Below are 24,527 nucleotides of genomic sequence, written 5' to 3' on the forward strand. Positions count from 1 at the left end.
TTTTCGGACAGCCCCTTTTATTGAATTCTATTGTTTTAATTTTAGTTCAATTTATCTAAAATAGTATTTAAAGTTACACTTGGACGCATTGCTTTGTCTGTAGCTTTAAAATTTGGATGATAATAGCCACCAATAGCTTGTGGTTTTCCTTGCGCAGCAATTAATTCTTCATTAATTTTTGCTTCGTTTGCATTTAATTCTGTAGCAATTGGTGTAAATTTAGCTTTCAATTCTGCATCTTTATTTTGGTTTGCCAATGCATTTGCCCAATATAAAGCCAAATAAAAATGAGAACCTCTATTATCTAAACCTCCTAATTTCCTTGCAGGAGATTTGTCTGTTTCTAGGAATTTTTCAGTAGCTTCATCTAAAGTTTCAGATAAAACCAATGCTTTAGGATTATTGAAAACATTTCCTAAGTGCTCATAAGATACACCTAATGCTAAAAATTCACCTAGAGAATCCCAACGTAGATAACCTTCTTCAATGAACTGTTCAATATGTTTTGGAGCAGAACCACCAGCACCAGTTTCAAATAATCCACCACCATTCATTAATGGAACGATAGATAACATTTTTGCAGATGTGCCCACTTCTAAAATAGGGAATAAATCAGTTAAGTAGTCACGTAACACGTTTCCTGTTACAGAAACAGTATCCAAACCTTTAACAATTCTTTCTAGAGAGAATTTAGTAGCATCTACTGGATTCATAATACGGATGTCTAAACCATCAGTATCATGATCTTTTAAATATAAGTTTACTTTTTCAATAATTTGTCTGTCGTGCGCTCTTTTTTCATCTAACCAAAAAACAGTTGCTACACCAGTAGCTCTTGCTCTGTTTACTGCTAGTTTTACCCAATCTTGGATTGGAGCATCTTTAACCTGACACATTCTAAAAATGTCTCCAGATTCAACCGCTTGTTCCATTAAAACATTCCCATTAGCGTCTTTAACAGTAACAGCACCATTGGCAGTCATTTGGAAAGTTTTGTCATGAGAACCATATTCTTCTGCTTTTTGTGCCATTAAACCAACATTAGGTACGCTTCCCATTGTTTTTGGGTCTAAAGCTCCATTTTCTTTACAGAAATCTATTGTTGCTTGGTATATACCAGCATAACACCTGTCTGGAATAATTGCTTTAGTATCTTGTGATTTTCCTTCCGCATTCCACATTTGTCCAGAATTACGAATCATAGCAGGCATAGAAGCATCAATAATAACATCAGAAGGAACGTGAAGGTTGGTTATTCCTTTGTCAGAATTAACCATTGCCAAAGCAGGTCCGTTTTCTATAGCTGTAGCTAAAGCAGCTTCAACCTCTGCTTGTTGAGCATGACCTTGAATTTTTGCATAGACATCTCCTAAACCATTACGAGTGTCAACTCCAATTTCTTCAAATAAAGTAGCATATTTTTCAAAAACATCTTTAAAATAAACTTCCACAAAAGCACCAAAAAGAAGAGGGTCAGAAATTTTCATCATTGTTGCTTTTAAGTGTACTGAAAATAATACACCTTTAGCTTTTGCATCGGCAAATTGTTCCGCTATGAAAGCTTTAAGTTTTGCCATGTTCATTACAGAACTGTCAATAATTTCACCTGCTTTTAAAGGTGCATTTTCTTTTAATACTTTCACATTTCCATTAGTATCTGTGAAAATGATAGAAAATGTTCCAGCGTCTTTAATAGTAACCGATTTCTCTGTGCCGTAAAAATCGCCATCATTCATGTGTGATACATGCGATTTTGATTCTGCTGACCAAGCTCCCATTGAATGTGGGTGTGCTTTAGCATAATTTTTAACAGCTTTAGGTGCTCTTCTGTCGGAATTTCCTTCACGGAGCACTGGGTTTACAGCAGAACCTAACACTTTAGCATATTTTGCTTTGATTGTTTTTTCTTCTTCTGTTTGTGCTTCTTCTGGAAAACTAGGAATTGCATAACCTTGTGATTGTAATTCTGCAATAGCTTCTTTTAATTGTGGAACTGAAGCCGAAATATTTGGTAATTTTATAATATTAGCCTCTGGAGTAGTCGCTAATTGACCAAGTTCTGTTAATGCATCTCCAATTTTTTGATCATCTTTTAAAAATTCTGGAAAGTTTGCCAAAATTCTACCTGCTAAGGAAATATCTCTAGTTTCAATTGCAATGTTTGCAGGTTTTGAGAAAGCTTTTACTATTGGTAAAAACGAATGTGTCGCTAACATTGGAGCTTCATCCGTAATAGTATAAATAATCTTTGGTTGATTTGACATGTATGATATGTATTATAGTTTATTAAAAATTTTTAAGCCTCGCAAAGATAGTAAATTATACTCTTTTTTAATCAGTTTTACATCCTAATCCGATTGTTTTTCTAATTTAATAATATAATTTGTTTATTTTTTGAATTTCATAATTTGTATAGTTATTTGATAAAAAAAATCATTTTCGATTGTTTAATGAATATGGAAATTGGTTAAAATTGAGTTTTAATACGTCTTGAAAAGAAATGCTTTGTTTTTTTAATTTGATTACCTTGCATACCATTTTACGATAGACTAATTTTGTGATTTTACGAACTACCCTTGAGAACATCTATACACAAACATATTGAAAACGTTAGCGAGTTTAAAAATAAACTTTTGCATTGGTCTAACCAATTTGATGAAGTTGTTTTTTTAGATTCTAATAATTATAAACAGGCCTATTCTAATTTTGATTGCGTAGTTGCAATAGCTGCTTTTACAGCGGTGAAAACAGATTATTATAATGCATTTGAAGATTTATACCAATATCAATCACGTAGTAAAGATTGGCTTTTTGGTTATCTTTCTTATGACCTAAAGAACGATACAGAAACGCTTCAATCAACAAATAGCGATAATTTAGAGTTTCCAGATTTATACTTTTTTCAACCTAAAAAGATATTTTTTTTAAAGAATAATAGTTTGGAAATTAAATATTTAAATATGTGTGATGATGAAGTAGAAGAAGATTTTCAAGCTATTAACGCTGTATCAATAACAAAAACACATTCACAACCTAAAATTACTATTGAGCAAAGAATTGATAAAGAAAATTATTTGATTAAAGTAGAAAAAATGCTAGATTATATTCATAGAGGCGATATTTATGAAGCTAATTTTTGTATGGAATTTTTTTCGAAAGGTGCAACGATTGAACCTGTAAATACCTACAGAAAGTTAAATCAAATTTCAGAACCGCCTTTTGCTGTTTTTTTAAAAAATAAAGAGAATTATTTAATTTCAGCATCTCCAGAAAGATATTTGAAAAAGGAAGGAGAAAAAGTAATTTCTCAACCCATAAAAGGAACTGCAAGAAGAAGCTTTGATATTGAACAAGATGAATATTTAAAAAATGAACTAGCCATTAATGAAAAAGAGCGTTCAGAAAATATTATGATTGTCGATTTGGTTCGTAACGATTTGTCACATACTGCAAAAAAAGGGACAGTAAAAGTAGAAGAGTTATGCAAGGTTTATACGTTTAAACAAGTACATCAAATGATTTCTACAGTAGTTTCCGAAGTAGAAAGTGGAACTTCTCCAATAGAAATTATAAAATCGACATTTCCAATGGGTAGCATGACAGGAGCTCCTAAAATTTCGGCAATGAAAATTATTGAAGAACTTGAAGAAACGAAACGCGGACTATACAGTGGAGCAGTTGGCTATTTCTCCCCAACAGGAGATTTCGATTTCAATGTTGTTATTCGTAGCATATTGTTTAATGCAAAAAATAAATATCTTTCTTTTTCTGTGGGAAGTGCCATAACATCTCAATCTATTGCTGAAAAAGAATATGAAGAATGTTTGTTAAAAGCAAAAGCAATTTTTGAGGTTTTAGAAGACAAATAATTCCTTATTTTTGAAAATGCTTAAAAAATTTAAACAACATTTAGTAACTCATTTCCCATTCTTAAAAGGAAAGTCAATTTTCTTAGCAGTGAGCGGTGGCTTGGATAGTATGGTAATGCTCCATTTGTTTCAACAATTAGAATATGATATTGCAGTTTTGCATTGCAATTTTCAGTTGAGAGGTAAAGAAAGTGATGGAGATACAGATTTTGTAGTCGATTATGCAGAACAGTTTAATATCCCTTGGTCTGTAGGGCATTTTAATACAAAAGCCTTTGCGAAAGATAACAAACTATCTACTCAAGTTGCAGCAAGAGAATTACGATATGATTGGTTTTTAGAACAATTGCAGGAAAAAGAATTCGATTTTGTTGCAACCGCACACCATGCAGATGATGATTTAGAAACGTTTCTAATCAATTTAAGTCGTGGAACAGGTATAGAAGGCTTAGTTGGAATTCCAGAAACGAATGAAGCTATAATTCGTCCACTTTTACCATTTTCTAGACTTGAAATTGAAGACTATGCTAAACAAAATAATATTAAATGGCGAGAAGATTCTAGTAATGCTTCAGATCATTATTTAAGAAATAAAATCAGGCATCATGTAGTCCCACAACTCAAAGAACTAAGTCCCACATTCTTGCAAAGTTTTATAAAAACACAAGACTATTTAAGTCAAGCCAATTCCATGATGGAAGATGCAGCAATGATTGTTTATCAAGATGTTGCAACTCATGTTGGTAAAGATATTTATTTCGATATTGAGATAATGAAAAATATACCAAGACTAGAAGGTTATTTGCATTTTTGGTTCAAAAATTATGGCTTCACAGCTTGGAAAGATATTTTAGCACTTTTAAAATCGCAAACCGGCAAACAAATTTTTTCTGAGACACATGTTTTATTAAAAAACAGAAACACATTGGTTTTGTCAAAAATTAATGTGAATGCCCAAAAAACACAAATTTTTCAAGTTAATAAAGATCAGGCAAGTCTTAAAATTCCCTTAAATATTTCCTTTTGTAACATAAGTTACATTTCTAAATCAGATAACAATATTATATTTGTTGATACTGAAAAATTAAAATATCCATTAGAGATAAGAAAAAAGAAGGAAGGCGATGTTTTTCAACCTTCTGGAATGAAAGGGAAAAAGAAATTAAGTAAGTATTTTAAAGACGAAAAATATTCGCTTTTAGAAAAAGAAGAACAATGGTTACTCACTTCAAACAATGAAATTGTTTGGGTAATAGGAAAAAGAGCCGATCAGCGTTTTTTAGCAAATGAAAAAACTATAAATATTTTAAAAATAGAACTTAAACAATGAGAAAATTTCTAACCTTTTTTATCCTCTTAGTTTCCTTTATTGGGAATACGCAGATTTTAGATCCAGTAAAATGGACTACGAAAGTTGTGCAACTATCAAATGATGAATTTGAATTGGTAATGAATGCCAAAATAGATAATGAATGGCACATGTATTCGCAATTCACTCCAGATGGAGGAGCATTACCAGCTGTATTTGAATATAAAAATGCAAAAGGTAACTATAGTTTGGTAGGAAAAACTAAAGAGAGTCCATATAAAAAGGTTTTTAATGATATTTTTGAAGTAGATGAATATTATTTTGCAAATACTGCACAATTTAAGCAAAAAATAAAAGTTACAAATACTAAGCTAAAAGAAGTAAAAGTATATTTAGAATATCAAGCATGTAAAGAACAATGCATTCAACAAGATAAAACTTTTATCTTTAAACTACCCGAAATAAAAGAGGTAATACAAGAAGTAAAAACAACTGAATCTCCAGAGATTAAAGAAGAAAAAAAAACTGAAGAAGTTGCTGCTGTTACAGAAGCAGACGTAAAAAAAGACACTTCAGAAACTAAAGTCAATAAAAACAACGAAGGGGTTAAACAAGCTGATAAAGCAACTAGCGAGGTTAGTACCAAAAAAGAAAATCCTGAGGAAGAAAAAAAAGGACTTTTAACAATTTTTTTATTAGCTTTTTTTAGTGGTTTTGCAGCGCTATTAACACCATGTGTGTTTCCAATGATACCAATGACGGTTAGTTTTTTTACAAAGCAAAGTAAAACAAAAGCAGAAGGAAAGAAAAATGCTATTTTATATGGAATTTCAATTATTGTAATCTATGTAATTTTAGGCTCTTTAGTAACAGCTATTTTTGGTTCAGATGCATTAAATGCATTATCAACCAATGTTTGGTTTAATATTGTATTCTTTGCCTTGTTAGTGTTTTTTGCAGCTTCATTTTTAGGTGCATTTGAAATTGTTTTACCTAATTCTTGGGCAAATAAAATTGACAGACAAGCAGATAGAGGAGGTATTATTGGTATTTTATTCATGGCGTTGGCATTAGCAATAGTTTCTTTTTCTTGTACTGGACCAATAGTGGGAACATTACTTGTTGAAGCTGCATCAAAAGGTGGTTTTGCTCCTGTTATTGGAATGTTAGGATTTTCTTTAGCATTAGCACTACCGTTCATGTTGTTTGCAATGTTTCCAGGTTGGATGAACACACTTCCAAAATCGGGGGGGTGGTTAAATACAGTAAAGGTTTCTTTAGGATTTTTAGAATTAGCTTTAGCGTTTAAATTTCTTTCGAAAGCAGATTTAGTAACACAATCTCATTTATTACCTAGGGAAGTATTTCTTGCTGTTTGGATTGCAGTTTTTGGAGCTTGGGCTTTGTATCTTTTTGGAAAAATCACTTTGCCACATGATAGCGTTGTTTCTCATATTTCTGTTGGGAGATTATTTTTAGCTTTATTAGTAACGTCATTTACATTTTATTTGATACCTGGTCTTTGGGGTGCACCTTTAAAGATAATTTCTGGGTTTCCACCTCCATTATATTATAGTGAAAGTCCAAATGGAGTGGGTGGTTCTAATAGCGGAGCTACACTTAATATTGGTGAGGATATTGAAGGAACAAAAGTTATTTCTCATGGATTAAGAACTTTTCTTGACTATGAAAAAGGTATGAAATATGCTAAAGAGCAAAACAAACCAGTTTTATTAGATTTTACGGGGCATGGATGTGAAAATTGTAGAAAAATGGAAGATTTTGTATGGTCAGATCCTGAAGTTTTGAAACTGCTTAAAGACGACTTAGTTTTAATATCGTTATATGTAGATGAAAAAACAGAATTGCCCGAAAATGAAAAATTTGTTTCTAAAACTGGAAAAGAAATAAATACTATCGGTAATAAATGGAGTGATTTTCAGATTCAAAAATACCAGACTAACACACAGCCTCAATATATTATATTAAATCATGAAGGAGTAACAATTTCAAATGGCTCTACAAGTTATGATCCAGATATTAAAAAATACAAAGTTTGGCTTGAAGAAGGAATAGCTAATTTTAAAAAATAAGTAAAAAAATCCCATTCGTAAGAATGGGATTTTTTGTTATTGCACTATTTTTTCAATATAATCAGAATTTAAGAGATATAATGCACCCATATATTGTAGTTTAAAAGAAATCACATCTCCTACTTTATAAGGTTGCTCAGAATTAGTAATATCAATTACCATCATGTCAGAACTAGCATCAACAATCGTAATGTTTGGATTGTCAGGTTCTAAATATTGCGGTTGCATATCCAATAACCCAACATCTAAAATAGCACGTAATGAAGTAGCACCTAAATCGGTTTCATTGGTTATTTCATAGGTGTTTCCTGCTACATTTTCACCCAATTCTCCAATAGGGTTATCTGGTTTTTCGGTAATTTCAATAATCTCAGCATATAATTTAAAAACATCGTTGTGCATTCCTTCTATAGTTTCTCCAGTAAATAGATCTTTTGCAAAAAACAAGGCTTCACCAATTCTAAAGTGATTCACAGCCATGGGTCTCGCATTTTTAAGCATTAATGGAATAGCTACAGAAGTTCCTCCAGAAACCCAAGGTATTTTTACATTGAATTTAGCTTCTATCAATTGTTTGTATAAGCTTAACTGTATTAATTTATCTTGTGTGGGCATCACACCACTTAAACAATTCAAATTTGTTCCAATTCCTCTAATCTCTATATTGGGAAAACTAAATACTTGTTCATAGAAGTGTAATAATTCTTCTCCCAAAACACCTTCACGTAAATCGCCCATTTCTATCATAATGATGATTTTATGGACTTTATTTTGACGTTTGGCTTCCTCTGAAAGCATTTGAATTGTATAAATTTCTGTGTTGAAACTTACATCGGCATAGTGTACTATTTTTTCAATATTTCTTTTAGATGGTGGTTTTATATATACCGTTTGAATGTTTGCATCTAGTTTTTTAATTTTCCTTAAATTACTAATCCTAGAATCGTGTAGTTCTCTTGCTCCTAAACTAATGACTTCTTTAATGAAAATGGTATTACCACAAAGTAATTTGGTTACAACACCCCATTCAATACCTCTTTCTCTGAATATTGTATTTAAAAAAGTATAATTTTCTCGTAATTTTTGTCGGTATAATTTTATGAATGCCATTATATAATTTGTCTTGGAATTGTTTTTGATATTCTTGTTAATAATTCATAATTCAATTGATTACTCAAATCACTGAATGAAGCCACACTCAAAGATAGTGCATCTTGTTTGCCAATTAATACTACTTCATCACCTTTTTTCACATGTTCAATTTCTGTTACATCTATTGTTAGCATATTCATGTTTACAGTACCTATAACCATACAACGTTGCCCATTAATGAGCACACGACCTTGATTACTCAAGGATCGGCTGTAACCATGGGAATATCCTAACGGAATCGTTGCAATTTTCATGTTTTCTCTTGCCATAAAACTTGTTCCATAGCCTATAAATTCACCCGATTTGACTCTCTTAACGCTCATTACTTCCGATTTCCATGAAATAACACGCTCCAATGGGTCAATTTTTTTCTTTTTAGTGTTCAAATAGCTCACTAATACTTCTGGACTTGGCCATAGACCATATTGTAAAATGCCCACGCGTACTAAATCCATTCTTGTTTCTGGAAACATCATCGATGCTGCGGAACAAGCAGAATGTCTAATTTCTGGTGCTATTCCGTGTGATTTAATAATTTGGTCAGCTTTGTTGAAAATTTCTATTTGTTTGGAAACTCTATAATAATTAGCAATACTTTCTGCACCCGCATAATGTGTACAAAGTCCTTTGAAATAGATGTTTTCCTGTTCTTTAATAATATATTGGGCAACTTTAGAAATGTTTTTTAAACTAAAACCAGTTCTATTCATACCTGTTTCAACTTCAATATGAATGATTGCTTTTTGTTTTAATTTTTTGGCTGTTTTTGTGGCTTTCGCTAATCGGTAACGTTCAAAAACAAAGAATTCAATGTTATTTTGTATCACCCATTTTAAATCATCATCTGCCACAAAACCCATAATTAGAATGGTTACTTTTTTTCCTAAAGTATCAAATACAATTTTAGCTTCTTCTACATCGAAAACAGAAAAATGTGCAACGCCATTACTATGTGCCATTTTAGAAAATTCTGCTAAACCGTGACCGTACGCATTTCCTTTAACAACAGATGAAAGTATTACTTTGTTACCAAATGTTTTTTTGATGAAATCGATATTCTTTTTATGTGCTTCTTTGTTTATTGTAATTGTTGAATTTTTATGCATCTAAAATCTCTTTGGTAATTTGATGAAATAATGCTACGCCAGTTGCTATAATTTCATCTGGAAAATCATAATCGGGATTGTGAAGTGATGGAGTGTTTTCTCCAGAACCTATGCCTAGCATGCCTCCTTTGAAATGTTGGGTAAACAAACCGAAATCTTCCCCAAACGTAAAAGGAAGTTCTTTTTCTAAAATAGCATACTCTTTTTTTTGCGCAGCTTTTTTAATAAAAGCAACAGCCTCGACATTGTTTTCATTGGCTTGAAAACGCTGTGTCCAAGCTATTTTTACTTTTAAATGGAATTTAGATGCAATTTCTTTTGCGTTTTCTTCTAAATTAGACTCAATTATTCTCATTTGTGCATTGCTATTGCTTCTCACTGTAAAATGAACTTCTCCATAACCCGCAGAAACACCATATGCTTTTTCTCCCATAGTAATATGAATAGGAGTAATCAAACAATATTGATTAGATGCAACGTCGTTATTAATTTTAGCATTAAATACTTGCGTAATTTCGGCGATAGCCAATGCAGGGTTTGTTCCATTTTCGGGTTCACCAGCATGTGCAGTTTTTCCTTCTAGTTGAATAATCATACTGTTAACAGCACAAGTAAAAGTGGCTTCTTTGATGATTATTTGATGTTTTTTATAGCCAGGAAGGTTGTGCAATGCAAATGCAAAATCGGGTTTAATCGTATTGAATTTTGCATCATTTAAAACGCGCTTGGCTCCATTTCCGTCTTCTTCGGCAGGTTGAAACAAAAGCATGACGGTACCTTTTTCTAATGGATTTTCATGTAACGTTTTTGCCATTCCGCATAAAATAGCCATATGACCGTCGTGTCCGCATTTGTGTGAAACGCCATCGAATTTAGATTTATAATCAAACGTATTGATTTCTTGAATGGGTAAAGCATCTAATTCACATCGAAATAAAACAGATTTTCCGTCTTGCTTTCCGTTATAAATGGCTAAAATACCTTCACCACCAAGATTTGTAATCATTTTATTAGGAGGATAATTGGATAGCAATGCTAAAACACGTTTTGCTGTCTCTTTTTCTTCTCCAGAAACTTCTGGATATTGGTGTAATTCTTGTCGGAATTGTATCAGTTCTCTCAAAACTTTTTGTTTTACTAGTATTTACCTAATAGTGAATAATAATTGAATGGTTATCCTGAATATGCTCTAGGATTCCATCAATAGGCTTTTAAAACTGAAATAAATTCAGTAAAAAGTGAGCATTTTCTATTTCGTTAAACGCATTTCTAAATACTTGTTTGTAAAGCCTAGTTTTTCATACAAACCTTTTGCAGGATTATCTGGCTCAACATGTAATGCGATATTTCCTTCTGCGGTGTCAATTGCTTTTTGCATTAATTTTTTACCAAAACCTTTCCCACGTTGACTATTATCTACAGCAATATATACCAGAATATTTTCAGGAATAAAACCTTTCATTCCTGTATTGTTAAGAATAACAACACCAACAATTTTCTCATCTTCTAAACCAACAATAATATTTCCTCCTTTTACAGGATTCATAGCATAGTCGATGCACTTAAGAATGTCTTCAATTTGATCACCATATTGTTCTAGATGCGTATATAAAAATTGCGCTATGATTTGATGTGTATAAGTCTTGTTTTCTCCAGTTTCTGGATTAATTATTTTGAATTCCATTTGTTGTTTTTTTATAATAATAATTTGAGATTGATATAAATAGTATTAAAGAGACACTTATCCCGAAGATATTAGCATCTAAATTTTTAGGCAAGCTTATATTAAATGGTAATTTATTTTCAGAAAGAATGAGGTAGATTGTTGTTCCTCCACCAAACAGCATACTCCAAAAAGCAGCAGTTGGGTTGCTCTTTTTCCAAAACAAAGCTCCTAAAACGGGAACAAAAAGCCCAGAAACCATAAAAGCGTAGGAGTAGAGCATTAACTCTAATACGTTTTGCATTTGCGAGGCTAACAGAATTGCAAATACACCTACAGAAAGAGTAACAATTTGAGAAAGTTGTAGCATTTTCTTTTCAGACCATTCTTTTTTGGAGAATTTAGAGATAATATCGGTTACAATATTTCCAGAAGCAGCCATTAAACAACTGTCGGCAGTGGAAAGAATAGCAGAAAAATAGGAAGACAACATTAATCCCATTAGACCAACAGGGAGAATGGTACTTAATAAAATGGGTAATCCCATTTCGCTATCCATGGAAGCTGCATCGGTAATGCCTTCAAACATACCTTGAGTAGCAGCAACCTTAGCTAACATTCCAAGGATAACACCCATAAATGCCATTATTGGCCATTCGAAGAAACCAGCAATAAACCATGCTTTTTTAGCTTCTTTTTCGTCTTTACAAGCATAAATTCTTTGGTATAATGTCATTCCAATAAACCATATAGGAATAATGGTAACCGACCAATTTAAAAGTTGGTGCCATGATACATTGGTTAACGATAAATATTCAGGAGCAGGTGTTACTTTAATAACATCATAACCACCAACAGCATTGTAAGCAATTGGAATTCCGATGAAAACCAATCCTGCAATTAAAATGATCCATTGAATAGTATCGGTATAAATAACGGCTTTTAATCCTCCGATAGCCGTATAAACCACAGCAATTATTCCCATAATAATTAATGCTGTTTGAAGGCTCAATCCGTCAATGGTTGCAGAAGCTAATTTGGCACCTGCTAAAACTTGTGAGCTTGTAAAACCAATATAACCAATGGCGGAAATAATACCTGCTAACAAGGCTACTCTTGCATTATAATAATGATTAAAAATTTGTGGAAATGTAAAGAATTTATGCATGTGTCCCAATTTACTCACTTTAGGAATTAAAAATACAGCACTCAACCAAGCACCAATTAAGCCTGTAAAAAGCATCCAAGATCCTGAAATTCCCATAGTAAAGCCAAGACCACCAAGACCAATTGAAAAACCACCACCAACATCGGTAGCCACTACTGAAAGACCAATATGCCAACTGTTCATGTTTCTTCCACTAACGTAAAAATCTTCTGAAGAGGTATTTTTCTTGTAAAAATAAAAGCCTACACCAAGCATTGCTAGCATGTAAACCACAAAGATTATATAATCTACTGTGTGCATTTTTTTTCTTTAAAATTATGTTTTGCCCGATATGGAATTTTTCCAAAGGCAAGATGTAGCGAACTACAAATCGGATGATTAAAATGAAAGATTTTAAAATGTAAAATCTTATATACAATAGTTAGATTAACTATTTATGAAACCAAATATCGAGCACAAAGATAATAAAAAGGAATGGAAATGCCTAATTGGGGGTTTTTGTTGACTGTTTTCTGTTGTCTGTTTTCTGAAGTAGGTTGTAGGTTGTAGGTTGTAGGTTGTAGGTTGTCTGTTCTCGGTTTACGACTTTGAACTTAGTTTTTTTAACCACATAGGAACATAGGTTTTTCGTTGTGTGTTTTTTTTTGTTGTCGGTTCTGGGTTTTCGGTTGTTTGTTATCTGTTGTAGGTTGTATGTTTGTAGGTTTGTGGGTTTGAACTTAGTTTTTAAACCACATAGGAACATAGGTTTTTCGTTGTGTTTTTTTTTTTTTTTGTTGTCGGTTCTAGGTTGTCGGTTCTCGGTTTACAACTTTGAACTTAGTTTTTTAACCACATAGGAACATAGGCTTTTGTTGTGTGTTTTTTTTTGTTGTCGGTTCTAGGTTGTCGGTTCTCGGTTTACAACTTTGAACATACAACCTACAACTTACAACCTACTTCAGAGAACAGACAACAGACAACAGTTTAAAGCTTAATATTTCTCTTTTTGAAAGCCCCAGTCTCTTAATTCTTGTTTGTAGGTATCTGGATAATTGGCTTTTATCGTATAAATAATGGCATTTAACCCTTTGTTTAGATTTTTCTTTAGGATGTTTTTATCTCCCACTTTAACCGAAACTTGTCCATCTGTTGTTGAGGCTTCTTTTACTAAAACACTATATTCTTGTTGTAAGGAAGTCCAGAAAGCCAATCCGAATTCTTTGTCTTCAAACCCGTGGGCTGTTAGTGCGCTAAGCATTAATTTCAACGCTTCCACTCTTTTGTTTTTATCTGTTGGTAACAGGTAGCGATTGCCTTTGTGTTCAATACCAAAAGCTGCAAAATAGCTGGTACTGTTTTCTTTTTTATATTTATCTGTAATGTAACCTTTTACATAAGATAAATGCGCATCCATTGTTTTTTCTAAGGTATCTAAGGTTTGTGTAATTTGTGGTCGCGTAGCACCTTTAGATAACCTAGTAGATAGCGTGTCGTTATAATTTGTTACATCTGCCTGAAATTCCGCAACGGTTAACCATTTTAATGTTAGCCAACTCGATGCTGCCCATTTTTCGCTTACTGTTTTAATGACATTACCGAAGTTAATATCGGCTACTGGAACATTTCTAGTCTTAGTAGATTTTTCATTCTTTGAATTGTTTGCATTTGTTTCCATAAGTAGTGTTTTTAATTTTAAATTAACGTAATACTGAGTTATAATTTGAAATATTAACAATAATAATGCCAAAAAAACATATAAAATACCGAAAAATTTTAGAGTAGGACAGAAGGAAATAGTTACGCTACTTGTTTATATAAAATTCAAAAAAAGCAGGTGTAGTAGCTCCTAAAACAGAGCGTTTAGTGCAGGTAGCAGGTGTAGTTGCTCCTAAAACATTGTGTTTGGTAGCGGTAACAGCTGTAGTTTGTACTAAAACACTGTGTTTTGCATTGGTAGCAGGTGTAGTGGGTAGTAAAACACTGCGTTTGGAGTAGGTTGCAGGTGTGCACTGTGTTGTTAGATTTTGTTTAGGCTTTGGTAGCTTATTATATTGTTTAAAGTGAGGATAATTTGTAGGTTAGTGTAAGAAAAGAGAATGGAAATGCTTGATTGGTGTAATTAGTATTCTTAGTTTAAAATTTATAACTAGCTGTAAAAATGCAAAATCTAGGTAAAAGAAAAATATTTTTATTGCTTATAATGTATGAGGAAAAAGTATTTTGATTTTTAATTTTATTATCAAAAATGTTACTGAAAGTTAATTCAAATAAAAAGGGGAAGTTTTTTTTCTGATATCTAACTGATGTATTTGCAATATCAAAATAATTTGCATGACCAAAAGGATTTGTGTTTTTAATGTTTTCGTAATCAATCTTAAAAATATAGTTTTTCAGAAAAGTAATTTCTAAATCACAATTGAAAATATCCGATTTAAAATGATTTGTATTATCATTTTTAAATTGACTGAATTTTTTAGTATATCCAACATTTATAACAGGCCAATATTTAGAAATTGTTTTTATAGAAAAACTTAAATCTTGAGAATTGATATTGTTTTTGGTTAAAATAGTGTTAGTTTTTTGATAAAAATTATACCAATCTAAATTAGTATTAAAGTAAATATTGAAACGATATATTTTTTTAGTAATTGTTCCGTGAAAATTAATATTTGTTTCAGGGTTATTAGTTAAAATAGGAGTGTTAAATTGCTCAATTCCATTTAAGATAGTTTCGTTCTGTATATTCTTATTTTTTTTACTTAAACTTAAACTTGAGTTCATAGTTATTCGTCTCAGTAAATTATTTTTTGAATAAAAGAAGTCAATGTAATGATATCTTTCATTTTCTAATATTGCATTTCCTTTAAAAATTACATTATAGTTTTCTAACGTGAAAAAATTCACATATTTATGGACATTTGGGAAAACATTACTTAATTTGTAATTAAAAGTAAGCGATTCAGAGTTACTAAAATTATATTTGCTTTCCCACTTAGGTTCAAACTGAATTTTTGTGATATTATTTTCTGATAAATTCTGATTTATGTCTAATTGATATAAATGTATATACAATTCAGGTTTATTAATCCATTTTCCTAAACTGAGTTTATATTCTATACCTAAAAACAAATCATTCAAGGAGTAATTTATATTGTTACCAAAACCATTATTAGAAAAATCATTAATTATACCATTTGATAAAATTTGTTTTTCACTAGTTATGAGGTTAGATTTGGTATAACTATACCCAATATTTGTATATAATATTTTTTTGTTATTTATAGACCAGTAGTGAATAAACTGCATGTCAATTGCATTGTTTTCTGTTTTTTTTACTTGTTCTATGGTGTAAAAATTATCTGTTTGAAGAGGTAGATAATTTTCAAGAAATTGTTCATTAGTAATCCACATATTTTGTGGTTTGCTTAAATCATAAACTTGATTTAATACAAAAGTTGAAGTGTTCTTACTATTTATTTTTTTATGCCATTCAAAATATTGCTTAATAGATATATTGTCAAATTTATTTTTAGATTGAAAAATGTTTACATCAGAATTTGTTATTGATGTTAAATAGTTATTAGTTTTATTATTATTAATTTGAAATTGATTATTATAATATATTTTTTCATTGTTTCTAGGTGAATAATCTAATTTTAAATTTACTATTCCTAGAATATTTTTATCACTTCTTGTTGAGTTTTTATTTTCTTGCTCTCCTATTGAATTTTGTAAATAAATAGTTTGAACTTCACTTTTGTTAATTGTTAATGATTTTGAAAAAATTGTATACCCAGATATATTTAGCTTTGGAGAAACATCTAAGTTAAAATTCAAAGCAGAAAATTGCGATTTACTACTGAATACATCTTTATTTGAATTTGCAAATTGAAATAAGTTTGTTAGAGTTTTTCTGTTTGAAACGTAATTACTAACTCCTCCATTAAATCTAAAATAATCTTCAATAGAAAAAGTACTTTTTCCTATATTGTTTGAATCTCCAATAAAACTAAAATTTCTTCCTTTTGTAAAATAAAATAAATTGGAATGACCTAAAAAAGTTTTTTTACTTCCAAGACCCAATTGAAAATCTCCAAAAGCAAACTTCTTTTTGTCTTCTTTTAATTTTACATTCATTGCTAAGTCTCTGTTATCAGAAACATGTTTCATAAAAGTAATATCGTTATAATTATCTATAACTTCAATTTTATCTAAAGCATTCGCTGGAATATTTTCTACCGCCAATTTTGTACCACCTTCAAAGAAGAGTTTTCCTTCTACTAACATTTTTGTTACTTTCTTTCCATTAACAGTAACATTACCATAATTATCAACTTCAACACCTGGTAGTTTTTCTAAAACTTCTTTCATTTTTTGCTCGTTTCCATTAACGAAGCTTTTAATATCGTATGTAAGCGTATCTTTTTTAATATCAATGGGTTTGTATTCATAGTCTAATATGATTTCTGAAAGGTTTATATTTGAACTTTTCAAAATGAAATCATAATTTGTATCATCTTTTAACTCTATTGAGATAATTTCATCTAAAAAACCAATATATGAAGCTGTAATTTCATATTTTATACTTTTTTCGAGCTCTAATATAAATTTTCCTTTTGTATCTGATATAGAAAATTTTAATTGTTTTTTTTTGTCTTGTGGAGTAGCTATAATATTTGCATCCTCAAGCGGTATGCCCAAAGAGTCTTTAACAATTCCTGAAAATGTGACAGTTTGTGAATAAGATTTGCTAGAAAATATAAACAAAATAGTGAATATTGTGTTTATTGTATAGTTTTTAAAATTCAAAGTAGAACTTTTATAATTTGTTATTTCAATAAAATTAGCCTTTCATCATTTCCTCATAATAATCATCGATTAATTTTTTATATTGTAAAGGTGTAATTATATTTCCTTTAAAAGGAGGAGTAAAATCTAGTTTCTCTTTTGGATTTAAATTTAAATTTGAAATTTTAATTGTAGTTCCTCTCTCTGTTACTTCGAAAATTAATCCAGGTAACCCGCTATATCTTTTTGGGCCAAGTTTTATAGGTACTTTTGGACAATACCAAACTATAATTTCGGAGTTAGGTGAATTAACATAGTTATAATCAGTAATGATACAAGTTGCTTTAAAACATTTATAACCATCAATTATTTTTGATTCGTTTTCTAATTTCCAATCAAGCTTAGCTTCATATTGAATAACCATATTTCCAAAATCACTGTCGCTTTTATACCAGTTATAAAGTGTATCATTTTTTTTCTTACTATAAAAGCCTTTAATATCAGATGAAGTTAAGGCACTATAAAAATTTTCATCTGAGCAGTTTGTCGGTTTTATAGCTGTAAAACTACACTCTTTATCATCGAATTTTAATTCTAAAGTCATTTCATTTACAACTTTTTTAATATCATCAGGATAAAGAAAACTTGTTTTTTCATCTTCAAATAAACTATTATTGACTATTTTATACTGTATTATACCTGTTTTAATTTGGGTAAAACTTATTAATGGTAATAAAAAAGTAAAGGCAACTAGTATTTTTGCTTTCATCTTTGTTGTTTTTTTGTTATTGAAAATTCATCTCTAAAATTATTTTTAGAGATGAATTTAAATAAAAATTATTCAGCAGTAAGTTTTGGTTTTTGTTGTTCTTGAGTACAAGCTTTTGTAACTGCAATTCTTGCTTCTTTTGCTTTATCATGACTTCCTGTTGAGTTCACAACATAAATATAAGCAGCTCTTCCAGCGGCAAGACATTCAGGAGAATCTTCAACTATTAATTTTGATACTTTAATTTCTTTACCATCATTTATTTCATTATTAGCAAAGCTAAATGTAGAAAAGGCAATTAATAAAATTGCTGAAAACATTAATTTTTTCATTTGTTATTTTTTAAGTTAATAAATCAATAACACAAAAGTATATATATTTATTGTATAACTATTCTTATTTTTTTATTTTTATATGAAATTATATTATATATGTAATTATATAAGTTAATTAAAAGTACAAGCTATGTTAGTTAAAGTATTTGGAAGTGCCGTTTTTGGGGTCGAAGCGATGACCTTTACCTTTAAACTGATAAAAATTTTGTTGTTGCCTCAATAATTAACATATTTATGTTTATAAGTCTTTGATATTTACGAGTTTTTATATTATTCATATTGATATTTAAGTTTTAAATTTGTGTATACTTAATTAAATATGAAAGATATTACTGGTTTAGATGGAATGTTTAGAAATTTGGAATATATAAATGAAATGCAAAGAGTAAATAGTTTGGCATTTAATATAACAAATCTAGCAAACACAAATTTTCTTAAAAATACAATTCCTAATTTTAGCTATGATAAGTCATTTTTGAATGCATTTGATATAATTAAAAGTATTAGTTATAATTCAGTTGCTAATAATAAAAATCCATTACTGAATTCAATAACGAATATTTCAACTAGTATTGATAAATTAATGTTAGGTAAGGAAAAATTTTATTTTGATAATTCAATTTTAAATAATTCTATTGAGATATTCAAAAATAAACTAATTGATACTAAATTTTTTGATAATCTCCAAGAAACAAATAAAATAATTGAAACACTTACAAAATCAATAAATTATAACTTGTTAGAAAATATTGAAAGTGAAGATGAAATATTGTTAGTTTTGGAAGAAGCTAATGTGTATTTTGATATATTAAATATTAATTCAAATTTAATTATTTCCTATTTTAATAAACTTTATATTTATTTATTAAATAGCAAAAACTTAGTTGGAATTAAATTTATTATTGGGACAATAATACTGAATTTAATTAGCAGTCAAATTTCTATAAGTCTAAATCAATCTGATGATAAAAAAGTCATAGAAAATAAAGTCATTAATAATTATACAGTTACAAATAATTTCTTTGGAAAAGCCTTGAACATTGATGAAATAAAAATTGGAGAGAATTATATAAGTAGTATAGTAAAGGAATTGAAAAATAATAAAGATAAAAGGTTAAAAACTATTGTATCTATTCCAGTTGGTGTTGAATTTACCATACTTAAAAAAGATAAAAAATGGATTTATGTTTCTGTTTTATTAAATAAAAAATTAGAAACTGGTTTTATACAAGCTAATGAATTGTATTCTCTAAATTAACTTATTTCAAATAAACAATTATTTCTCCTAAAAGCACATCTAAATCTTGACTGAAATTCACTTGGGTTGCATTTGGTAAGCTTTCATTTTTTCTAATGTGTGAATGAAGAATACCATCACTAATACTTCTCATAGAATTGTTTAGATGAGTTAAGTTTTTTTTGACGCTTTTAGAGCCAAGATTGTTTGCTACTTCATTAAATGAAGTTGATCCAAATATAGGGGGTATATGGTCAATTATAGCTCTACCAATCATTGCAACGCTAAAATAATTTTGATTTTGAAAATTAGAATTTAATTCTTTACATAGAACTATAAGCTTACTTAAATCGAAATTAGACTTTAATTTTTCTAATTCTTTAATTCTCTCTGGGTCTATATAAAATGATTCGACCCTTTGAACTTCTTTGTTTTGCTCTTTTTCAGAGCCAAATGCTGAATTTTTCAAGAATTTATGGGTAACATTATTTCCGAATTTTTCTAGCATTTCAATGGCAACATATTCACCATATCCATTTTCCTTATAAGAATTATATTTTTTTGCTATTAAAATAATTTTATCTTTTGAAAATTTTTCATTGTTTTCAAAAATTTGAAAATTATTTACTCTATTTAAATGATATTTTTTTCCAGAAATAGTAAATTCTCCAACCCCTTTCTTATAACTATCAATTATGTAATTCAAAGTGTCTAAGTCTATATCTAGTATTGAATTTATAGAAAGTAGTCCGGTATAATAAATATTATAATTCATGTTTTTATTAATAATAAACGTTTTTTAATTTGTAGATATCAATGGATATTTTTAGTAAAAATATGAAAATTATATATGAAAACATTTATATTTTCCTTTATTGATTATTTCACATTCAAAATATTTTTTATCATTGTCTTTAATTTCATCAACATAAGAAGTATAAAGTGATCTAGAAATATTTATAATTTGTTATGGCTTGGTATTCTTTTGCTTCAAATTAAAATATTTTAATACATTTGTATTCATATAAGCCAAAATTTAAAAGTACAAGCCATGTTAGTAAAAGTATTCGGAAGTGCCGTTTTCGGTGTGGAAGCTACGACCATTACCGTAGAAGTCAATATAGATAAAGGAATAGGCTACCACTTGGTAGGATTACCAGATTCCGCGATTAAAGAAAGCAGTTATCGCATAGCTGCAGCACTCAAAAACAACAACTATTCGTTACCTGGAAAAAAGATTACCATAAATATGGCACCTGCCGATTTGCGTAAGGAAGGTTCTGCCTACGATTTAACGCTTGCAGTGGGTATTCTTGCGGCGTCTTCACAAATTAAAACCGATAAAGTAACGGAGTATATCATCATGGGTGAATTGTCGCTCGATGGTGGTTTGCAACCTATAAAAGGAGCGTTGTCTATTGCCATAAAAGCCAAAGAAGAAGGTTTTAAAGGGGTCATTTTACCCATTCAGAACGTAAAAGAAGCCGCTGTTGTTGATGGAATTGATGTGTATGGTGCTGAAAATGTTTTGCAAGTAATCGATTTTTTTGATGGCAAAGATGGTTTAGTCCCTACAGTTATTGATTGTCAAGAAGAATTTAATAAAACCTTAGATTTTCCAGAATTCGATTTTTCCGATGTGAAAGGACAAGAAAGCATCAAGCGTTGTATGGAGATTGCCGCTGCGGGTGGTCATAATATTATCTTAATTGGTCCACCTGGATCGGGAAAAACGATGTTAGCCAAACGTTTGCCGAGTATTTTGCCACCGATGACAATGCAAGAGGCTTTAGAAACGACAAAAATACATTCGGTAGCTGGGAAAGTAAAAGAAACGGGTTTGTTAACACAACGCCCATTTCGTAGCCCACACCATTCTGCTAGTTCAGTCTCACTGGTAGGAGGAGGGAGTTATCCGCAACCTGGTGAAATTTCTTTGGCTCATAATGGGGTGTTGTTTTTGGATGAATTACCAGAATTTAAAAGGGAAGTTTTGGAAGTAATGCGTCAACCTTTAGAAGATCGAGAAGTGACTATTTCTAGAGCCAAATTTACCATTACCTATCCTTCTTCATTTATGTTGGTTGCCAGTATGAATCCTAGTCCTGGGGGCTATTTTAATGATCCAAACGCACCAGTCTCTAGCTCACCAATGGAGATGCAACGGTATTTGAGTAAAATTTCTGGACCATTATTGGATCGAATTGATATTCATATTGAGGTGACACCCGTTCCTTTTGAAAAATTATCCGATACTCGAAAAGCAGAAAGTAGTGCAGCAATAAGAAAAAGAGTTACGCATGCAAGAGAAATTCAGTCTGTTCGTTTTCAAAATTTTAAAAATATTCATTATAACGCACAATTGAGTAGTAAATTGATTCGTGAATATTGTGTTTTAGATGATGAATCGTTACAGTTGTTAAAGACAGCTATGGAACGATTAAATTTATCGGCGAGAGCCTATGATAGAATTTTAAAAGTAGCGAGAACGATTGCCGATTTGGAGGGGTCTAGCGCTATTCAGTCCTTTCATATCGCAGAAGCAATACAGTATAGAAGTTTAGACAGAGAAGGTTGGTTGAAATAGCTTCATTTTTTGAACAAGAAATTGTTCTACCGCTTCATTTTTTATATTGGTGTAAAATAAGGAAGTTATTGGTTACTAGTACCTTTTTACAGCTTGTTAGAGGAACTGTAGGACTAGATTAAAGCACTTTGTTTACAATCCAGATTTTAGGCTAATTGACGTTTGTGTCTTTTAATGTAAAAATTCATTACGGTTGTATTAGCATCTTTTAGCTCTGGAGTTAAGATACTTTTTACTCCTTTATGATTGTTTGTAAGCTCAAGATTGCAGCAGGTACATTTATATTCCTTGATGTGCTTTGTAATATCTTTTGTAATGACTAATTTATGACCAAAGAAGAAGCATAATATTTTTTTGAGTAGTGTTATTTTCATAAATTTTTGTTTTATATAAGGATAAATATAAACAAAAAAACCGATAAATGACATTTAAAACCGATAAAAAGTTGTTTTAAACTGTAAAAAAGGCATTTTTTTATGAAATTTTTATCTTTTTATTCAAATTGAATAATTGTTTTCTTACATTGTTTTTGTTTTTGAGAAAGTTTTTGTTTTTGTAATCAACCAACCTGATAATCAAAGCAATAAAGATTTTAGGTTGGTTGAAGACATTTTATGTTTTTTTTTAATGAAAATTACTATCTGATAAATCTGTTTTTTTGATTGATTTCGATTATATTTTCGGGTTGAACATACCATTCTGCAAACTTGTTATAGGTCGATTCGTTATTGTTTTTCCATTCATCAAATTCTGAAGGAGAGCCAACTTGGAATAGATAGAAATTATAGGCTTCTAATAGTTTATTATTCAGTAATTTGTTATGGTATTCAAAAAGTAGGTTTGGATGTTTTTCGTAATCTTTTTTGAAATAACTGTTTATGAAAAATAATCGCATTTCAGATAAGGACTTGAGATTAACTTCTTTTTGCTCTATTGTTGCAAGTATAAAATTACTACCAAATATAGCACAAAAAGGCATTTCTAATTTTCCATTTTTTATGTCTTTTGGGTCAATTGTAATCTCACAAAAATGAATTGAAGTATTGTCACCATCAATTTTTATTATTTCAGTGTAGGTGTCATATAAGAGTTTGCTCATTTCTGTTGTTCGTTTTGTTGTTCTTTCTATATTCATAAAAAGTTCGCCATAAATTAAACCTGAAAGTTTGTCCTTCGATGCCAAGAATAATTTTGCTAATCTATAATAGTTTGATGGGTACATTGGATCTACTTTTATACCATCTTCATAACATTGAATTGCTTCATTGTATTTTTCTTGAAACAAATAAATATTTCCTTTTTCTAGATAAAGATTTCCCGAATTAGGAAATTTTTTCATGCCTTCTTCATACTCTTTAATTGCTTTTTCTGGTTCACCCGAATAGCTGTAACAATTTCCAAGTAATTGATAGACTTGATTGGTTATGCTATTATATTTTTTTGTCTTTTTAAGAATTTTTATAGCCGTTTTATAATCCTTTTTGAGAATGTACGCATAAGCCATCTCATAGGGATATGTATAGTCTTTATTGTCTATTTTTTCGCATTCCTTGAGTATATCGATACTTTCATCAATTTTGCCTTCATCCATTAATTTTATGGCTTCTTTGGCTTTATTCCAAGCTTCTTCATTACGTTCTTGAGCCAGAGAATGAATTGAAGTAAAGATGAGTAATAGTAAAATTAAGTTTTTCATATTTGTAAGTTTATTTAATAGATCCATTTAATGAAGTTAATCTCCCTAAAATATCGAAATTAGCTGTTATTGTGCTTTCATTTTTCATGCCTTCAACAGTGTTTGGAGTAATTGCAATTTGAAATTCTTTATCTATAAGATAGTTAATGAAAGCATTTTTATGATTTACATCGATACTACTAATAACTTGTGGGAAATGGGTTAGTACTTTTTCGGCTTTATTGATGTCAATTTCAGGAATTAAGTCACTATCAATGGTAACAACTAATGTTCCTTGACCGTAATTGGCACAATAATAACATTTAGAATTGAACAAACCACACGCAATCATTCCAATTTTATGTTCAAAACCTTCAGTAACTTGGAAATGTGCATCTGTTAACTCAGCTATGTTTTTATCGGTTCCAATATTTTTTAGTTGATTGGATTGTATTAGTAGATTTTCTGGAATACCACTTTGCGTATTTGCCCAACCCCACATCCAAGAATTATTATTAAATGATAAAGAACCAATTATTTGTATTGGAAACGTAAGCTCTTCAAATGAAATAGTGCCAAGAGACATGTCTAGTTGCCAAGGTTTAGATTCAATAATGTCTCCAAAAAGAAATTGTTTTTCTAATGATGATGCTGCGTTTTGATCGAGTAATTCTAAAAAAGTATTAAAATCTGGTTTCGTTTCATTTTGAAAGCTCATAGTTTATGATTAAATTAATGTAGTAACAAATGTAATTAATTGAAGTAAAATCTTATGTTTTTTAATTTAAAAGTAT

At 30.1% G+C, this 24,527-nt stretch carries 19 protein-coding genes; 5 read left to right on the forward strand and 14 right to left on the reverse strand.

Translation table 11 applies throughout. The features are described from left to right. Positions 1-41: 41 nt before the first annotated feature. A complete protein-coding gene (locus ACZ49Z_RS14180) occupies positions 42-2,264 on the reverse strand; it encodes an NADP-dependent isocitrate dehydrogenase (RefSeq protein ID WP_464304962.1) in 2,223 nt (740 codons plus the stop codon). Between the two features lie 312 nt (positions 2,265-2,576). Between ACZ49Z_RS14180 and ACZ49Z_RS14185 the strand changes: the two genes are divergently transcribed. The 3 genes from ACZ49Z_RS14185 to ACZ49Z_RS14195 are packed head-to-tail and all read left to right on the forward strand — an operon-like array spanning position 2,577 to position 7,271. Continuing rightward, positions 2,577-3,869, forward strand: a complete 1,293-nt coding sequence (locus ACZ49Z_RS14185; protein ID WP_464304963.1) for an anthranilate synthase component I family protein — start codon at positions 2,577-2,579, stop codon at positions 3,867-3,869. Positions 3,870-3,885: 16 nt separating this feature from the next. Beyond that, positions 3,886-5,199, forward strand: coding sequence for a tRNA lysidine(34) synthetase TilS (gene tilS / locus ACZ49Z_RS14190; RefSeq protein WP_464304964.1), 1,314 nt, complete (start codon positions 3,886-3,888; stop codon positions 5,197-5,199). After that, the gene (locus ACZ49Z_RS14195) at positions 5,196-7,271 is read left to right on the forward strand and encodes a protein-disulfide reductase DsbD family protein (RefSeq protein ID WP_464304965.1); all 2,076 of its coding nucleotides are present in this window, start codon (positions 5,196-5,198) and stop codon (positions 7,269-7,271) included. The genes tilS and ACZ49Z_RS14195 overlap by 4 nt, the downstream gene beginning before the upstream one ends. A 36-nt stretch (positions 7,272-7,307) precedes the next feature. On the opposite strand, the gene ACZ49Z_RS14200 is transcribed toward ACZ49Z_RS14195, so the two are convergent. The 9 genes from ACZ49Z_RS14200 to ACZ49Z_RS14240 all read right to left on the reverse strand — a co-directional run bounded on the left by ACZ49Z_RS14200 (position 7,308) and on the right by ACZ49Z_RS14240 (position 18,231). Next, a complete protein-coding gene (locus ACZ49Z_RS14200) occupies positions 7,308-8,381 on the reverse strand; it encodes an alanine/ornithine racemase family PLP-dependent enzyme (protein ID WP_464304966.1) in 1,074 nt (357 codons plus the stop codon). Continuing rightward, positions 8,381-9,529 carry an alanine racemase gene (alr, locus tag ACZ49Z_RS14205; RefSeq protein WP_464304967.1) on the reverse strand — a complete coding sequence of 383 codons (1,149 nt, stop codon included), beginning with the start codon at positions 9,527-9,529 and terminating at the stop codon, positions 8,381-8,383. Before alr ends, ACZ49Z_RS14200 begins: the two co-directional genes overlap by 1 nt. Further along, positions 9,522-10,652, reverse strand: coding sequence for an amidohydrolase (locus ACZ49Z_RS14210; protein WP_464304968.1), 1,131 nt, complete (start codon positions 10,650-10,652; stop codon positions 9,522-9,524). The genes alr and ACZ49Z_RS14210 overlap by 8 nt, the downstream gene beginning before the upstream one ends. A 126-nt stretch (positions 10,653-10,778) precedes the next feature. After that, positions 10,779-11,213, reverse strand: a complete 435-nt coding sequence (locus ACZ49Z_RS14215; RefSeq protein WP_464304969.1) for a GNAT family N-acetyltransferase — start codon at positions 11,211-11,213, stop codon at positions 10,779-10,781. Next, positions 11,194-12,660: a sodium:solute symporter family protein gene (locus ACZ49Z_RS14220; protein WP_464304970.1), complete on the reverse strand. Its 1,467-nt coding sequence runs from the start codon at positions 12,658-12,660 to the stop codon at positions 11,194-11,196. The genes ACZ49Z_RS14215 and ACZ49Z_RS14220 overlap by 20 nt, the downstream gene beginning before the upstream one ends. A gap of 673 nt (positions 12,661-13,333) precedes the next feature. Continuing rightward, positions 13,334-14,017 (reverse strand): hypothetical protein, encoded by a 684-nt coding sequence (locus ACZ49Z_RS14225; protein ID WP_464304971.1) that lies wholly within the window; start codon positions 14,015-14,017, stop codon positions 13,334-13,336. A gap of 458 nt (positions 14,018-14,475) precedes the next feature. Continuing rightward, complete coding sequence (locus tag ACZ49Z_RS14230; protein WP_464304972.1) at positions 14,476-17,151, reverse strand: carboxypeptidase-like regulatory domain-containing protein; 2,676 nt, start codon at positions 17,149-17,151, stop codon at positions 14,476-14,478. Between the two features lie 34 nt (positions 17,152-17,185). Further along, positions 17,186-17,899 (reverse strand): GLPGLI family protein, encoded by a 714-nt coding sequence (locus ACZ49Z_RS14235; RefSeq protein ID WP_464304973.1) that lies wholly within the window; start codon positions 17,897-17,899, stop codon positions 17,186-17,188. A 68-nt stretch (positions 17,900-17,967) separates the two neighbouring features. Beyond that, complete coding sequence (locus tag ACZ49Z_RS14240; RefSeq protein WP_464304974.1) at positions 17,968-18,231, reverse strand: hypothetical protein; 264 nt, start codon at positions 18,229-18,231, stop codon at positions 17,968-17,970. 322 nt (positions 18,232-18,553) lie between these two features. Here ACZ49Z_RS14240 and ACZ49Z_RS14245 point away from each other — a divergent pair, with 322 nt between their 5' ends. Beyond that, on the forward strand, positions 18,554-19,492 hold the full coding sequence (locus ACZ49Z_RS14245; protein WP_464304975.1) for a hypothetical protein: 939 nt from the start codon (positions 18,554-18,556) through the stop codon (positions 19,490-19,492). Position 19,493: 1 nt separating this feature from the next. On the opposite strand, the gene ACZ49Z_RS14250 is transcribed toward ACZ49Z_RS14245, so the two are convergent. Beyond that, complete coding sequence (locus ACZ49Z_RS14250) at positions 19,494-20,246, reverse strand: hypothetical protein (protein ID WP_464304976.1); 753 nt, start codon at positions 20,244-20,246, stop codon at positions 19,494-19,496. Between the two features lie 276 nt (positions 20,247-20,522). Between ACZ49Z_RS14250 and ACZ49Z_RS14255 the strand changes: the two genes are divergently transcribed. Continuing rightward, positions 20,523-22,058 carry a YifB family Mg chelatase-like AAA ATPase gene (locus tag ACZ49Z_RS14255; RefSeq protein ID WP_464304977.1) on the forward strand — a complete coding sequence of 512 codons (1,536 nt, stop codon included), beginning with the start codon at positions 20,523-20,525 and terminating at the stop codon, positions 22,056-22,058. A 146-nt stretch (positions 22,059-22,204) separates the two neighbouring features. On the opposite strand, the gene ACZ49Z_RS14260 is transcribed toward ACZ49Z_RS14255, so the two are convergent. The 3 genes from ACZ49Z_RS14260 to ACZ49Z_RS14270 form a co-directional block, all read right to left on the reverse strand. Continuing rightward, the gene (locus ACZ49Z_RS14260) at positions 22,205-22,432 is read right to left on the reverse strand and encodes a hypothetical protein (protein WP_464304978.1); all 228 of its coding nucleotides are present in this window, start codon (positions 22,430-22,432) and stop codon (positions 22,205-22,207) included. Positions 22,433-22,695: 263 nt separating this feature from the next. Beyond that, positions 22,696-23,754: a tetratricopeptide repeat protein gene (locus ACZ49Z_RS14265; protein ID WP_464304979.1), complete on the reverse strand. Its 1,059-nt coding sequence runs from the start codon at positions 23,752-23,754 to the stop codon at positions 22,696-22,698. 10 nt (positions 23,755-23,764) lie between these two features. Next, positions 23,765-24,451, reverse strand: coding sequence for a DUF6882 domain-containing protein (locus ACZ49Z_RS14270; protein WP_464304980.1), 687 nt, complete (start codon positions 24,449-24,451; stop codon positions 23,765-23,767). Positions 24,452-24,527 lie beyond the last annotated feature (76 nt).

The sequence above is a fragment of the Flavobacterium sp. KY-23415 genome, assembly GCF_055384985.1.

Bases quoted from the DNA above. Each gene is read 5' to 3' on its own strand.
- ACZ49Z_RS14180 (WP_464304962.1), bottom strand. From the start codon at position 2,264: ATGTCAAATCAACCAAAGATTATTTATACTATTACGGATGAAGCTCCA.
- tilS (WP_464304964.1), top strand. From the start codon at position 3,886: ATGCTTAAAAAATTTAAACAACATTTAGTAACTCATTTCCCATTCTTA.
- ACZ49Z_RS14195 (WP_464304965.1), top strand. From the start codon at position 5,196: ATGAGAAAATTTCTAACCTTTTTTATCCTCTTAGTTTCCTTTATTGGG.
- ACZ49Z_RS14200 (WP_464304966.1), bottom strand. From the start codon at position 8,381: ATGGCATTCATAAAATTATACCGACAAAAATTACGAGAAAATTATACT.
- alr (WP_464304967.1), bottom strand. From the start codon at position 9,529: ATGCATAAAAATTCAACAATTACAATAAACAAAGAAGCACATAAAAAG.
- ACZ49Z_RS14215 (WP_464304969.1), bottom strand. From the start codon at position 11,213: ATGGAATTCAAAATAATTAATCCAGAAACTGGAGAAAACAAGACTTAT.
- ACZ49Z_RS14220 (WP_464304970.1), bottom strand. From the start codon at position 12,660: ATGCACACAGTAGATTATATAATCTTTGTGGTTTACATGCTAGCAATG.
- ACZ49Z_RS14225 (WP_464304971.1), bottom strand. From the start codon at position 14,017: ATGGAAACAAATGCAAACAATTCAAAGAATGAAAAATCTACTAAGACT.
- ACZ49Z_RS14235 (WP_464304973.1), bottom strand. From the start codon at position 17,899: ATGAAAGCAAAAATACTAGTTGCCTTTACTTTTTTATTACCATTAATA.
- ACZ49Z_RS14240 (WP_464304974.1), bottom strand. From the start codon at position 18,231: ATGAAAAAATTAATGTTTTCAGCAATTTTATTAATTGCCTTTTCTACA.
- ACZ49Z_RS14245 (WP_464304975.1), top strand. From the start codon at position 18,554: ATGAAAGATATTACTGGTTTAGATGGAATGTTTAGAAATTTGGAATAT.
- ACZ49Z_RS14250 (WP_464304976.1), bottom strand. From the start codon at position 20,246: ATGAATTATAATATTTATTATACCGGACTACTTTCTATAAATTCAATA.
- ACZ49Z_RS14255 (WP_464304977.1), top strand. From the start codon at position 20,523: ATGTTAGTAAAAGTATTCGGAAGTGCCGTTTTCGGTGTGGAAGCTACG.
- ACZ49Z_RS14260 (WP_464304978.1), bottom strand. From the start codon at position 22,432: ATGAAAATAACACTACTCAAAAAAATATTATGCTTCTTCTTTGGTCAT.
- ACZ49Z_RS14265 (WP_464304979.1), bottom strand. From the start codon at position 23,754: ATGAAAAACTTAATTTTACTATTACTCATCTTTACTTCAATTCATTCT.
- ACZ49Z_RS14270 (WP_464304980.1), bottom strand. From the start codon at position 24,451: ATGAGCTTTCAAAATGAAACGAAACCAGATTTTAATACTTTTTTAGAA.